The 13,488-nt window shown below is 66.0% G+C and carries 9 protein-coding genes and 1 pseudogene; 3 read left to right on the forward strand and 7 right to left on the reverse strand.

Annotated elements, in window-relative coordinates; translation table 11 throughout:
- A pseudogene (locus BSTEL_RS11060) lies at window positions 1-372 on the reverse strand (hypothetical protein); the annotation flags it as partial.
- Between the two features lie 26 nt (window positions 373-398).
- On the reverse strand, window positions 399-2,102 hold the full coding sequence (locus BSTEL_RS11065) for a beta strand repeat-containing protein (RefSeq protein WP_238567707.1): 1,704 nt from the start codon (window positions 2,100-2,102) through the stop codon (window positions 399-401).
- Between the two features lie 571 nt (window positions 2,103-2,673).
- On the opposite strand from BSTEL_RS11065, the gene BSTEL_RS11070 reads away from it, so the two are divergent.
- Window positions 2,674-3,930: a putative ABC transporter permease gene (locus tag BSTEL_RS11070; RefSeq protein WP_034530411.1), complete on the forward strand. Its 1,257-nt coding sequence runs from the start codon at window positions 2,674-2,676 to the stop codon at window positions 3,928-3,930.
- A 144-nt stretch (window positions 3,931-4,074) separates the two neighbouring features.
- On the opposite strand, the gene BSTEL_RS11595 is transcribed toward BSTEL_RS11070, so the two are convergent.
- Window positions 4,075-5,913 (reverse strand): LPXTG cell wall anchor domain-containing protein, encoded by a 1,839-nt coding sequence (locus tag BSTEL_RS11595; RefSeq protein ID WP_051923095.1) that lies wholly within the window; start codon window positions 5,911-5,913, stop codon window positions 4,075-4,077.
- 420 nt (window positions 5,914-6,333) lie between these two features.
- Window positions 6,334-7,527 carry a pyridoxal phosphate-dependent aminotransferase gene (locus BSTEL_RS11080; RefSeq protein WP_034530412.1) on the reverse strand — a complete coding sequence of 398 codons (1,194 nt, stop codon included), beginning with the start codon at window positions 7,525-7,527 and terminating at the stop codon, window positions 6,334-6,336.
- Window positions 7,528-7,932: 405 nt separating this feature from the next.
- Here BSTEL_RS11080 and BSTEL_RS11085 point away from each other — a divergent pair, with 405 nt between their 5' ends.
- Together BSTEL_RS11085 and BSTEL_RS11965 are read left to right on the forward strand one after the other, a co-directional pair.
- Window positions 7,933-8,712, forward strand: a complete 780-nt coding sequence (locus BSTEL_RS11085; RefSeq protein WP_034530413.1) for a hypothetical protein — start codon at window positions 7,933-7,935, stop codon at window positions 8,710-8,712.
- A gap of 5 nt (window positions 8,713-8,717) precedes the next feature.
- A complete protein-coding gene (locus BSTEL_RS11965; protein ID WP_084686300.1) occupies window positions 8,718-9,083 on the forward strand; it encodes a transcriptional regulator in 366 nt (121 codons plus the stop codon).
- 169 nt (window positions 9,084-9,252) lie between these two features.
- Here BSTEL_RS11965 and nrdF read toward each other — a convergent pair whose 3' ends face one another.
- The 3 genes from nrdF to nrdI all read right to left on the reverse strand — a co-directional run bounded on the left by nrdF (window position 9,253) and on the right by nrdI (window position 13,350).
- A complete protein-coding gene (nrdF, locus tag BSTEL_RS11095) occupies window positions 9,253-10,245 on the reverse strand; it encodes a class 1b ribonucleoside-diphosphate reductase subunit beta (RefSeq protein ID WP_034530415.1) in 993 nt (330 codons plus the stop codon).
- Between the two features lie 386 nt (window positions 10,246-10,631).
- Window positions 10,632-12,785, reverse strand: a complete 2,154-nt coding sequence (gene nrdE, locus BSTEL_RS11100; protein WP_051923096.1) for a class 1b ribonucleoside-diphosphate reductase subunit alpha — start codon at window positions 12,783-12,785, stop codon at window positions 10,632-10,634.
- Window positions 12,786-12,858: 73 nt separating this feature from the next.
- Window positions 12,859-13,350, reverse strand: coding sequence for a class Ib ribonucleoside-diphosphate reductase assembly flavoprotein NrdI (gene nrdI, locus BSTEL_RS11105; protein WP_034530421.1), 492 nt, complete (start codon window positions 13,348-13,350; stop codon window positions 12,859-12,861).
- Window positions 13,351-13,488: the final 138 nt, after the last annotated feature.

Consider the following 13,488-nt stretch of genomic DNA (forward strand, 5'->3'; position numbering starts at 1 on the left):
AGCCGCGGGAGTGCCGGGGATGCCGGTACCGGGCGTTCCGGGCACTCCGGTACCGGAAGCGGCACCGGCCGGGCCGCCCGGCGCATACGGTGCCTGCGGCGCGCCCGGAGCGGCGAACCCGTTCGGGGTGGCGTTCGCGCCGGCGTAGCGGGACTGGGCGCCGGCCGGCTGGAAGGCCGGCTGCTGGGCGGACGCCCACGCCGGCTCCGCGGCGGTTCGCGCATCGGCCGCGGCCGGGCGCGCCTCCTCGGGGATGACCTGCGTCGCATCGACGGATGCGGCGGGGGTCGCATTGGTGGGCAACGCCGTGGTCTCGGCGGTCGCGGTGGTGGTGTCGAGCACCTGGGTCTTGTTCGTGTCGTTGGTCGTCATGGTGGGGTCCTTTCGGGAAGTAGGAATCACATCGTCCAGGTGGTGGAGGTGGTGAACTGGGTGTCGTAGGAGGAGCGGTCGATCAGGTCGGTGGCGAGCGTGGTGTCGTCGCCGGTGGCCGTGTCGGGCAGGGTCGTCGCGTAGTCGCCGGTCACGGTGACCGTCACGTCGGAATCACCCTTCACGACGGTCTTGCCGTTCGCCTTGATCGTCACCGTGTTCCCGTCGGCGTCGACGACCTTGCCGCCGTTCGCGACGTTCAGCGCGGAGACGGTCGTGCTGTCGGTCACGACCCACGTGGAGGAGCCGTCCACGTTCACCGTGATCGGCGCGTCGCTCGTCGTGCCGTCGCTCGCGTTCGCGTTCTCGGTGATGCTCGCGTCACCTGTCCACGTCGACCCGTCGAGCAGGTTCAACGTGACCGACGAGATCGTGTCCGCGCTGACCGTGCCGGCGAGCGTCTGGTTGCGCCCGGTGAACGTGACGGTCGCGCCGTTCGACCCGGCGGACCCCCAGTTGTTCGCGTCGTTGCCGGCCGCGGTGATGAGCGCCGCCTTCGACGAGTCGAAGTCGAGCGTCGTGTTCGACAGGACCACGTCGGCGGTGGTGTTCGTGAAGTAGAACATCGAACCGGATTCGATCGACGATTTCAGCGTCGAATCGGCGGCCTGGAACGTCGCGTGCTCGCCGGTCGTGGATTCGGCGTCGCCGGAGGTCGACTGGTAGATGATCACGCCGTTGGCGACCGGGTCGCTCGCCGTCTTGCCGGTGACGGTGCTCGTCAGCGTCGAATCCTTGATGAGGATCGTGTTGAGCCCCTCCATGCCGGCGATCTGCGAGCCGGTGGACGTGCCGGTCACGTTCGTCACCTGCACGTCGCCGGTCGAGTAGAGCAGTGGCGATCCGGAGCCCGCGGTCTTCAGGTCCGCGTCGTTGAGCGAGATCGAGCCGCCTCCGCGGTCGGTGGCAACGGTCGCGCTGTGGTCGCCCTGCGTATCCGCGGTGACCTCGCCGGCGAGGATCGTGCCGGAGTAGGTCGCGTCGAGGGCGCGGGAATTGTCGCCGGTCGTCGAGATCGTCGTGCCGTGGACGAGCGCGGTGCCCGAGTCGGTCGCGAACACGCCGTTTGATCCGGACGAGTCCGCGGTGAGCTTCGAGCCGTCGATGACGGTCTTCGACTTCTCGCCGACGGTCAGGCTGACCGAGTTCGTGCCGTAGAAGTTGTTGTTGTCGGCGTTGTCGGAGTCGCCGGATTTGGTGAGCGTCGCGCCGGTGAGCGTCAGCGTGCCGCCGTTCTGCGCGAGGGCCGCGTTCTGGTCGGCGTCGGTCGCGGCCGTCGTGTCGGACGACGCGACCTCCTCGCCGTCGGCGGTGAGCGCCGCCGTGTACGTGCCGGAGTAGTCGTAGGTCATCGTGTTCGCGCCGCCCATGCCGGCCGCCTGACCGGAGACGATGATGTCGTTGCCGCGGGCGGAGGTGTTGCGCAGCAGCGCCGTGCCGGCCGCGCCGCCGCCGAAACCGATGATGAGCGCCGCGCCCGCCGCCATCGCGGCGAGCTTGCCGGTCGTGACCTGCGCGGTGCGGGCGGTGCGGGCGCTGCGGGCGCTGTGGTTGCGGCGCGTGCCGCGGCCCGTGCCGTCTTCGTGCGATTCGCGGAAGCTGGTGGAGGTGGTGACGCCCCGCCGCTTGCCGGAGGTGTTCCTGATGCCCATGATCGTGCCTTTCGTCATGCCCGCCGCGATGCTTGCGGTGGCGGGCCTTTCATGCTTGCTGGTATCAGTACACCGCCGGTTCCGGGGAAAGCCCTTGCGCAAACGTTCAGGTCGCCTTCGACCTTACGAAGGGAGTTCTGGAGGATTCTTGACCGTTTCCTGAAAGCCCCGCCATCCTGCCCCCGCTGTTGGACCGTTCCTTGGCCCCGCTGGCGGGACATCGCGCTGACGGCTCAGGCTCGGCAATGGCGGGCTTGAACTCTGCCCCCGCTGGCGGGGGCTCCCGGCGGAGCCGGGTGGGGGTGGTCTCCGTCCGAGCCGACAAGGACCACCCTCAGTCCCGCTTCGCGGGCCAGCTCCCGCCGGCGGGAGCACCCTGTACGGTCCTTGTCTGTAGGCGTGCCTTTTCGCTGCGCTTCGCGGGCCCCGCAATCACGGACGGTCTGCGGCCGACCCCACATCGGCTCGCCTGTCGGCTCGTACATCGCCTACAAACGCCTCCGGCGTTTGCTTCACGGCGATGTCCCGCCGACGGGAGCGTGTAACCGGCATGTTAGCCTGTTGGCATCGTGCGTGGGAAGGAGTCGTCATGGGGAAGTTATCGGACGAAAGCACCCCGGCGGGCGAGGAGGCGGCGGTGGCCGCCGACCTCGTCGCCGCAGAACTCGATGAACAAAGCCGTCTCGACGCGCAACGGCTGCCGTGGCTCATCCGCATGTACGGCGTGATCGTGCTGCTCGACGGGCTCGTCACATTGCCGATTGTCGTGTTCGCCTCCATCGCCGCCGTGCGTGCGATCATGCGCGGCGAACTCACGTTCCACGCCGCCAGTCTGACCGCCATCCTCACCGGAATGCAGGCACTCGTCCTCATCGCCGACGCGGCTGCGCTCATCGTGTTCGGCGTGCTGCTGCTGCGCAACCGGCGACGCTACGCGGCCCGCTGGGCGTACGTGCTGATGCCGGTCACGCTCGCCGAAGGCATGCTGTCGCTCGCGCTCGACGGTCTCGGCGTGAATCTCATCGCGCCGGCCGTGGGCATGGCGATCCTCGTCGCCGTGTCCATCGCGTGCGATCCCGGACTCGCCGAGGAGCGACGGCTCCAACGTGCGCTCAAACGGATGGACGACCGCGACGCCTACGATGCTGCGGTGCGCGCCGGCATGCTCGGGCGCGACCCGTCCGGCAAGGGCTACATCGCGCTCGACTTCTTCAACATCTTTTGGCTGTTCACCGTGGCGTGCGTGTTCGGCCTCGCCATCGAGACCGTGTACCACTTCGCGATGTACCACGGTGAACTCCAGGACCGCGCCGGGCTGCTCTGGGGCCCGTTTTCGCCGATTTACGGATGTGGGGCGGTGCTCGTCACCGTGGCGCTGAACCGCTTGTGGAAGTCGAACCCGTTCCTGATCTTTTGCGCGAGCGCGGTGATCGGCGGCACGTTCGAATACGCGACCAGCTGGTTCATGGAGGTGGCGTTCGGCATCACCGCATGGGACTACACCGGGCAATGGCTGTCGATTGACGGGCGCACGTCCGGCAAATACATGGTGTTCTGGGGGCTGATCGGCGTGGTGTGGGTGCGCTGGATTCTGCCGCGGCTGCTCGCGCTCATCAACCGGATCCCGTGGAAGGTGCGGTATTCGCTGACTGCCGTGTGCGCGGTGCTGATGCTCGTCGACATCGTGTTCACGCTGATGGCGCTCGACTGCTGGTACGGCCGCATGGCGGGACTGCCGCAGGATTCGCCCATCACCCAATGGTTCGCCACGCACTACGGCGACGCGTACATGGCGAACCGTTTCCAGACGATGACCATCGACCCGAGTAAAGCCGGACGCGTGTAGGGTGCTGGTGTGGCGGGAATGAACGAAGGAGGGAGGACCGGTGAAACGATCCTCCCTCCCTCGTGTCGGATGCCTTAGCCGGCTGTGATGGCGTCTCGCATGGTCGTGCAATCACGTCATGTCACGCCATCACGCCACGCAACGTTACGCGTGACGGCGGCGGAACGTGACGAGTCCCGCGCCGGCGAGCAGCAGCGCGGCCGCGGCGGTGGCGATCATGTCGGTCGCCGCGCCCGTGTTCGACAGCTTCGCGCCATTCGCGGCGCCGTTGGCGCCGTTCGCGCCCGGAGCGGCCTTGCCGACCGTCACCGGCGCCCAGCCGAGCAGGTTGCCGGAATCGTCGTATACGGCGATCTTGTGTGCGCCCGTGTAGTCGGCGGGGATGGTGTATTCGACATACGCCTTGTTGTTCTCGTCGACGCGCACCGCGGACGACGTGCCGTCCGCCGAGGCGAGACGCTTCGGGTCGGAGTAGATGTAGCCCGCCCAGTAGCAGTACTGGTTGTCCGCGACGCTCGCCTTGCAGGCGGCCGTGTCCTGAAGGCTGTCGACGTATAGGCGGTACGTGGAGCCGGCGGTCGCCTTGCCGTCGTTCGCGCCGATTACGCCGTTGCGGTTCGCGTCGGTGAGCTTGTCGGAGGATTCAGCGGCCGTGGCTGGCTGCGTGGTGAAGTCGGGCACGTTCTGCAGGGCCTTGTCTTCGGCGTGGTACCCGTTGCCCACGTACATCGATCCGTCGCTGAACGTCAGCGCGAGACCGGAGTACATCATGGACATCGGATCGTTCACCGTGGTCTGGGACTGGAGAAGGAGGGCCACGGCGACGCCATCGGATTCGTTGCCTTCGTAACCCCAGTTGCCGTACTTGGTGCCGGAGTTCAGGCCGACGATGGTGCTCGTGATGTCGCCGGACTCGGGGAGCGTCTCGCCGGCGTCCGGGGTCTTCCAGGAACCTCTGCTGAACCATTGGCCGGTCAGCGTCTGGGTGTCGTTGATCCACGACGCCATGTTCATCACGCGATAGGCGGTGCCGGTCGTGTCGTCCTTGTCGTCGACGTAGCCGGTCGTGCAATCCCACGCTTCGCGCTCGCCGCCGGTGCCTACGTTCGCAGTGAACTTGCCGCGCAGCGTGTACGCGCGGACCACGGTGGTGGCTAGGCAGATCTTGGTCACGTCGCCGATGATCTTCGGGTCGATCGTGTAGTGCGCCTTGAGTCCGGCCGTGTGCTGGCCGACATCCTCGACCTGCACACGGCCGAGCGTGACGGTGCCCGGAAGGTTGACGACGTCCACCGTCTTGTCGACGACGCTCGTGTACACGCCCTCGACCTCATTCGATTCGATGCCCTTGTCGCTTTCCAACAGGGCGAACCATGCGGAGGCGATGTTCGCGCCCTCGTACGTGAGCTCGACGGTCGTGGTCGCGCCGGTGGCGGTGAACACGGTGTTGGCCCCGTCCCCGTAGGACGGGGTGTTGTACACGCGTCCCTGATCGCCGGCCTTCGGCTTCGTGGAGTCAGAGCTGAGGTTGCTCGCCACGCCGTAGGTCTTGCCGGCGGTCAGGCCGGTGAGGCTGACTTTGAACGTCGGCTTCGAGGTGGGTTTCTGAGACACTCCCGCCTTGAGCACGCCCTGCGGCGCGTCCACGGAGGCGATCGCGGCGCCGGACGCGGCGGCCTTGGCCTGGGACTGCGGCGTGGCCGCCTTCACGTCCGCCTTCGGCTGCTCGTCGGTCTTGCCGGACTGGTCGGCGGTGGCGCCGTTCTGCTGCGTGGCGTCGGACTTGCCGTCCGTGCCGTCGGTCGCGCCGGACTGGTCGGCGGTGGTGCCGGCATCGGCCTGTCCGGACTGTCCGTCCTGCTGCGTGGCGGCGGCCGGCGCATCGTTCACGCCCGCGGCGTCGTCGGCGTATGCGGTGCCGACGCCCGTGAGCAGCATGCTCGCCGCGGCGATGATGGCGGCGACCTTGCCCATGTGCTTCATGGCTGTAACCCTTCCCGCGCATCACCTGACGATGCGCTTCTTCAGGGTCAAGCGTCCCCCCCCCCCTAAGACATTTCTCAGGAAACGGACATGTCGCGCCAAGATGCCGGGGTGTGTAGGGCGGAACGGGCGGGAGTCGCGGACGGGCGGGGCGGGGCTCGCGGCAGGGCGGAGCGGCTGTTGGCCGGAGCGTACGTTTTCGACGGGATTTTCGTCCGCCGCCGTCGAGAACGTACGCTGAGAAATCGTCAGTGTACGTTCTCGACGGAGACCCCGGATATTGCCGTGCGGAACGTACGCCCGCGGAATGGGACGGAATGTAACGGGGGTGCGGAATGTAACGGGGTGCGGAACGGGACGAGGCGGGGGACAGGACGGCGAACGGCCGGCCCGTGTGGACCGGCCGTTCCGTACGGGAAATCAGTTCAGGCCGTACTGTTCCTTGGCGAACTTCTCCAGCGCGGGGATCGAGCGCTTGACCTTCTCCGTGTCGATGCAGTAGGCCATGCGGAAGTAGCCGGGCACGCCGAAGCTCTCCGACGGCACGAGGATCAGGTCGTACTCCTTCGCCTTGAGGCAGAATGCGGTCGCGTCCTCCTCAAGCGCCTTCGGGAAGATGTAGAACGTGCCTCCGGGGCGCACCACGTCGAAGCCGATCGAGGTGAGCGCGTCGTACAGCAGGTTCATGTTCGTCTCGTACACGGAGAGGTCGCTCGTCTCGTCGAGCACCTTCGCGACGCCCAGCTGGATCGAGCTCGGCGGGCAGTTGTGGCCGGTGCCGCGCGAGATCTGGCCCATCATCGGCACGAGCAGGTCGGCGTCGGTGGCGGTCGGGTTCACCGCCACGTAGCCGATGCGCTCGCCCGGCAGGGACAGCGACTTCGACCATGAGTAGCAGGTGAGCGTGTTCGCGTAGAAGTTCGCCGGGTACGGCTGCGTGTTGCCGTCGAACACGATCTCACGGTACGGTTCGTCGCTGATGAGGAAGATGTCGTGGCCGTATTCGGTCTGCTTGGCGGTGAGGATCGCGGCGAGGCGCTTCAGCGTTTTGGCCGAATAGACGGCACCGGACGGGTTGTTCGGCGTGTTGATGAGCACGGCCTGCACGTTCGGGTTGAGGGCCGCCTCGAACGCGTCGAAGTTGATCTGGAAGTTCGCGGTGTCCGCCGGGATGACGGTCAGGTGCGCGCCGGTGCCGTTCACGTACGGCTGGTATTCGGGGAAGTAGGGCGCGAACGTGATGATCTCGTCGCCCGGCTTGGTGACGGCGCGCATCGCGTGCGCGAGTGCGCCGGCCGCGCCGGTCGTCGGGAAGATGTGGTTGCCGGTGTAGCTGGTGCCGAAGCGGCGGTTCAACGAGTCGGCGATCGCCTCCTTGACGGACGGGATGCCGAGCGACGGGGAGTAGCCGTGGATGGCGACCGGATCGCCGTGCTCGTACAGGTCGACCATCGTCTTCGCGAAGTCCGGCGGGGCGGGCACGCTCGGATTGCCGAGCGAGTAGTCGAACACGTTCTCGTAGCCGATCTCCTTGCCGCGCGCCGTCGCGTACTCGCTCAGCTCGCGGATGACGGACTTGCCGCCCAGCATCGCCTTGTATTCCTCGTTGATCATGGGTCGCTCCTTGTTCGAAGTCAGATACCCCTATTCAACCACCGTTTGCCGGCCGGGCCGGTCCACGATTCCGCCGATGTGGCAAACGCGGTTGGAATTATGGCGAAGAACGGTCTTTCTGTCAAGCGGTTAGACGATCTTGCGCGTTGCCAGAGTGCGAGATGCGGATAACGTCACGGTTATCCTTCGAAAATGTGCGTGGCAGCCACATTTTTGGAACCAAAAATGTGGGAGAGTCCCACGTTTTCGGATGATAAGCAGCAGCAACTTGTCTCGTGACCCACGATTCCGTTGGAGCGGGAATCGTGAGACGGAATCACGGGTATCACTTTACTTTCATACAAGTAAAGTGATATACTGGTCATGTCGACATCGCCATCTCCTCCCGGTCGAATCATCATTCGCTTGTGCAATCAGACAGCCCATCGCACGGAACGTTTCGCGCGCCGCCGCAGGCGCGCCGTCATCAACGCAAGGAGACCCATCATAGCCACGACACCTCTGAACACCGTCGGAATCACCGAAGCGACCCATGCTGCCGCCGGAACCGTCAAGACCGTCGGCCTTGCCGGCGCCGATGCATCAAGCGCAGCCGCCGGACCCCCGGACCGGACCGACAGCCGGACCGGCGCGCCGCAGCCCGCCATCGACCCGGCGGCGGCCGCGGCGGCGCTGGACCAGATAGCCGCCGACCGCGACGGCAACGCCGAACGGCTGATGCCCCCGAAATGGTGGTATCCGGTCAACGGCGTGATCGCCGGGGTCATGTACCTGCTGTGTGCGCAATTGTTCGCACAGTTCGCCGTCATCGAATTCGATGCGGACGGCTGGCTCGTGGAAGCCCGATTCCCGTTGCTCGAATCGGTATCGTATATGGCCGCGGCCGCGGCGCTGTGCTATGCGCTGTTCGAGCTGGGAGAGTGGCGCAAACGCCAGATCGGCTCCGACTACAGCGTGTTCATGGGCGAACTGCGGCCACGGAACGCGTTCATGTGGGTCGTGCTGATCGCGCAGCTCATCGTCCAGATTGGCGTGTTCGTCCTGCTGCTGTGGTGGATGCTCCATCAGTCGGCGATGCCGGAGATGCCCATGGTCATCGGCGTCATGATGGGCGCGGTGCTCGCCCTCTGGGATTACCTGTACGATCGATACTTCGTCGCGACGATCAAGAAGGAGGGGCGGTGAACGCCATGGGCGGTGATGCAGGCAAGGTGCCGGGCTCGGGCAAGGTGCCGGGCAGGCGTGACACCGGTGCCGTCGAACCCCGGTTCGACGCCGTCATCCACGAGCCGACGCGTCTGCGCATCTGCGGACTGCTCTCCTCGGTTCGCGAGATGCGTTTCGCCGACATCCGCGAGGCACTCGGGCTGAGCGACGCGATGTGCTCCCGCCACCTCACTACGCTTGCCGGCGACGGGTACATCGCCCTGACCAAGCGGCCGGGCGAATCGACCCGTCACATGGTCACCTGGGCGGCCATCACGCCGGAGGGGCGTCGGGCGCTCGCCGGGCATCTGGCGGCCTTGCAGGCCATCGCCCAAGGGGCTGTTCTATAGGTCCCCGGTTCACGATTTTCCCGTCATAGGAATCGTGAACCGGAATCGCCCACTATCGAACATCGGCATCATCGGGGAATGGTGGAACGGCGCGGTTTCCCGTGTTCATATGAACAGGCCTCTGGTTCACGATTCCGGACCGGCGAAAATCGTGAACCGGAGGCACCCTTTAAAAGTCCCAATCGTCGTCGTCGGTCTCCTCGGCCTTGCCCATCACGTAGGAGGAGCCGGAACCGGAGAAGAAGTCGTGGTTCTCGTCCGCGTTGGGCGACAGGGACGCGATGATCGCCGGATTCACATCGCAGATCTCCGCCGGGAACAGCGCCGGGTAGCCGAGGTTCATCAGCGCCTTGTTGCCGTTGTAGCGCAGGAACTTCTCCACGTCATCGGTCAACCCCACGCCGCCGTACAGTGATTCGGTGTACTCCACCTCGTTGTCGTAAAGCTCGTTCAGGAGGTCGTACGTGTACTCGCGCAGCTCCTCTCGCTTCGCCTCGCCTACCCGTTCCAACCCGCGCTGGTACTTGTAGCCGATGTAGTAGCCGTGCACGGCCTCGTCGCGGATGATGAGGCGGATCACGTCGGCCGTGTTCGTGAGCTTCGCATGGCTGGAGAAGTACATCGGCAGGTAGAAGCCGGAGTAGAAGAGGAACGATTCGAGCAGCGTCGAGGCGACCTTGCGCTTCAGCGGGCTGTCGCCCTCGTAGTAGTCGAGCACGATCTGCGCCTTCTTCTGCAGGTACTCGTTCTCCTCGCTCCACGCGAACGCGGCGTCGATTTGCTCGGTCGAGCACAGCGTGGAGAAGATCGACGAATACGACTTCGCGTGCACGGACTCCATGAACGCGATGTTCGTGTACACGGCCTCCTCATGCGGGGTGAGCGCGTCCGGAATCAGCGACACCGCGCCGACCGTGCCCTGGATCGTATCGAGCAGGGTCAGACCGGTGAACACGCGCATCGTGAGCGTGTGTTCCTCCTCGCTCATCGCCTGCCACGAGGGGATGTCGTTCGAGACCGGCACCTTCTCCGGCAGCCAGAAGTTGCCGGTCAGGCGGTCCCACACCTCGAGGTCCTTCTCGTCCTCGAGCCGGTTCCAGTTGATCGCGGAGACGCGGTCGATGAGCTTCAGCGGTTTGCGCGGCACGGAAATCGGCGCCATGGTTCTTCTCCTTGCTTTGTTACGTTTCGGTTGTGCGTATGTCCGCGGAAGGAGCCGGCATGCACCGCGCGACACGCTCCGGGCCGCTCTGGCCGAGTCTTTACGGTCGTGCAATGCATGCCGGCTCCTCCCGCTCGTGCGGTGGAATCGTCGGGTCGATCCGGGATTCAGTCCGTTTCGTTGTCGCGATCGTCGCGGTCCGTGAACTCCTCGGGTGCGGTAAGCCGCAGGATCAAGCGGTACACGGTCTTCGACATGATGTTCCCCTTCTTGTCAGTTCCATGGTCGGCCCCGTGGAATCGTGCGTGATGTGTGCGGCGTCAAGGCGCGGCGGGCGAAGGCGTACGGAGGTACGTCGAGTCCGCCGCAACGCAGACGACGCTCCATCAGAGCATGCAGGAGACGCAGCCGGCCACTTCGGTGCCTTCAAGCGCCTGCTGGCGGATGCGGATGTAGTAGAGGGTCTTGATGCCCTTGCGCCAGGCGTAGATCTGGGCTTTGTTCACGTCGCGCGTGGTCGCGGTGTCCGGGAAGAACAGCGTGAGCGAGAGGCCCTGGTCGACGTGGCGCGTGGCGGCCGCGTACGTGTCGACGATCGCCTGCCATCCGATCTCGTAGGCGTCCTGGAAGTATTCGAGGTTGTCGTTGGTCATGTATGGCGCCGGGTAGTACATGCGCCCGATCTTGCCTTCCTTGCGGATCTCGATCTTCGAGGCGATCGGGTGGATCGACGACGTGGAATGGTTGATGTACGAGATCGAACCGGTGGGCGGCACGGCCTGCAGGTTCTGGTTGTACAGCCCGTCGCGCAGGATCGCGTCGCGCAGCGCCTCCCAATCGGCGACGGTCGGCACCGCGACCCCGTAGCGCGCGAACAGCTCGCGCACGCGCTCGGTGCGCGGCGCGGCGGGGGCGCGGCCGTCCGTGTACTTGTCGAAGTAGTTGCCCGCGCCGGCCGGCTTCGCGTAGTCGGAACGCTCGAATCCGACGAACGCCTTGCCGCGCTCGACCGCCAGGTCGTGCGACGCGCGGTAGGCGTGGTAGGCGACGGTCATGAAGTACATGTCGGTGAAGTCGAGCGCCTCGTCGGAACCGTAACGGAAGCCCTCGCGCGCGAGGAAGCCGTGCAGGTTCATCTGGCCGAGGCCGATCGCGTGGCCTTCGTCGTTCGCGCGTCGGATCGACGGCACCGCGTCGATCGACGTGTGCTCGGCGACGGCCGTCAGCGCGCGAATCGCCGTCTCGACCGTGCCGGCGAGACCGCCGTCCATCGCCTTCGCGATGTTGAGCGAGCCGAGATTGCAGGACACGTCGCGGCCCACGTGCTCGTAGGAGAGATCCTCGCGGTAGGTGCTCGCCTCCTGCACCTGCAGGATCTCCGAGCACAGGTTCGACATCGTCACGCGGCCGTCGATCGGGTTCGCGCGGTTGACCGTGTCCTCGAAGACGAGATAAGGGTATCCGGATTCGAACTGCAGCTCGGCGAGCGTCGTGAAGAACTTGCGCGCGTCGATGTACGTCTTCCTGATGCGGTCGTCGGCCACCATCTCGTCGTACTTCTCGGTGACGGAGATGTCGGCGAACGGCTTGCCGTACACGCGCTCCACGTCGTACGGGCTGAACAGCGCCATCCGCTCCTTGCGCTTGGCGAGCTCGAACGTGATGTCCGGCACGACCACGCCCAACGCGAGCGACTTGATGCGGATCTTCTCGTCCGCGTTCTCGCGCTTCGTGTCGAGGAAGCGCATGATGTCCGGGTGGTGCGCGTTCAGGTACACGGCGCCAGCGCCCTGGCGCGCGCCCAGCTGGTTCGCGTACGAGAACGAGTCCTCGAGCAGCTTCATGACCGGCACGACGCCGCTCGACTGGTTCTCGATGTGCTTGATCGGCGCGCCGAGCTCACGCAGGTTGGAGAGGAGCAGCGCCACGCCGCCGCCGCGCTTCGACAGCTGCAGGGCCGCGTTGATGCCGCGCGAGATCGACTCCATGTTGTCCTCGATGCGCACGAGGAAGCAGCTCACCGGCTCGCCGCGCTGCGCCTTGCCGAGATTCAGGAACGTCGGCGTGGCCGGCTGGAAACGGCCGGCGAGCATCTCGTCGAGATAGGCGGTGGCGGCGGATTCGTCGCCGGCGGCCAGGTCGAGGGCGACCGCGGCGCAACGCTGCGGGAAGTCCTCGAGATACGTCTTGCCGTCGAACGACTTCAACGCGTAGGAGCGGAAGAACTTGAACGCGCCGAGGAACGTCTCGAACTCGAAGCCGGACGCCGCGGCGTGCGCGTAGAACGACTCGAGGAAATCGGCGTCGTAGCGGGCGAACACGTCGCCGTCGTAGTAGTCGTGGTCGATGAGCCAGCGCAGGCGCTCGCCGGCCGTGGCGAAGCGCTTCGTGTTCGGCTCGATCTCGTTCGCGACGTAGGCGCGCTCGGCCTCCTTGTCCTTGCCGAACTGGATGAGCCCGTGCTCGTCGTACAGGTTGAGCATCGCGTTCAGCGCATGGTAGTCGGTGGACGGATCGTAGGTGGTTCCGATGGTGGTCATGGAAGTGTTGGTCTTTCGGTCGATTGTTGTTTCGGCTGTCGTATCGCGGTCCGGCTACCGTGTCGCGGTCCGGCTACCGCGTGAAGAACCTCACGAGGCCGTCGCGCACCTTGCGGCTGTCCTCGCGCGTGCCCATCAGTTCGAAGCGGTACAGGTACGGGACGCGGCATTTCGCGGCGATGATGTCGCCGGCCGCGCCGTACGCGCTGCCGAAGTTCGTGTTGCCGGAGGCGATCACGCCGCGGATCCACGCGCGGTTGCCCGCATGGTTGAGGAATCGTTTCACTTGCGGCGGCACGGCTTTGCGAGCGTCGCCGCCGCCGTATGTGGGCACCATGATGACGTACGGTTCGCGCACGTTGAGCATCGCCGCGTTCGGTTTCAGCGGAATCCGGTACACGTTGATCCCCGCCTCGCCGAGCTTCAATCCGGCGACGAACCGGGACGTGTTCTCCGACGCGGAGGAGAAGTACACGAGCGCGCCGATCGCCTTGGCGCGCCCGCCCGCCGCCGCCGTTTCCGGCGTGCCGGGCGTCGCGTCGTCATGTTCCGGCGTCTCGCTCATTCCGCGCAACGCGACGGGCGCGCTGCGGCGGCGTGTGGACGTTGTCACAGCGCCGTCGTCCGCGTCGTCTCGCCGTGCCGCGGCGGCGCCGTGACGACGCCCGCCTGCCGCGGCGCCGGTCAGCGCGGACAGGTCGCC

The sequence above is a fragment of the Bifidobacterium stellenboschense genome (assembly GCF_000741785.1).
GTDB classification, from domain to species: Bacteria; Actinomycetota; Actinomycetes; order Actinomycetales; family Bifidobacteriaceae; genus Bifidobacterium; species Bifidobacterium stellenboschense.

Excerpts from the sequence above, each read along its gene's own strand:
- BSTEL_RS11065 (WP_238567707.1), bottom strand. The coding sequence starts at position 2,102 with ATGACGAAAGGCACGATCATGGGCATCAGGAACACCTCCGGCAAGCGG.
- BSTEL_RS11070 (WP_034530411.1), top strand. The coding sequence starts at position 2,674 with ATGGGGAAGTTATCGGACGAAAGCACCCCGGCGGGCGAGGAGGCGGCG.
- BSTEL_RS11595 (WP_051923095.1), bottom strand. The coding sequence starts at position 5,913 with ATGAAGCACATGGGCAAGGTCGCCGCCATCATCGCCGCGGCGAGCATG.
- BSTEL_RS11080 (WP_034530412.1), bottom strand. The coding sequence starts at position 7,527 with ATGATCAACGAGGAATACAAGGCGATGCTGGGCGGCAAGTCCGTCATC.
- BSTEL_RS11965 (WP_084686300.1), top strand. The coding sequence starts at position 8,718 with ATGGGCGGTGATGCAGGCAAGGTGCCGGGCTCGGGCAAGGTGCCGGGC.
- nrdF (WP_034530415.1), bottom strand. The coding sequence starts at position 10,245 with ATGGCGCCGATTTCCGTGCCGCGCAAACCGCTGAAGCTCATCGACCGC.
- nrdE (WP_051923096.1), bottom strand. The coding sequence starts at position 12,785 with ATGACCACCATCGGAACCACCTACGATCCGTCCACCGACTACCATGCG.
- nrdI (WP_034530421.1), bottom strand. The coding sequence starts at position 13,350 with ATGAGCGAGACGCCGGAACATGACGACGCGACGCCCGGCACGCCGGAA.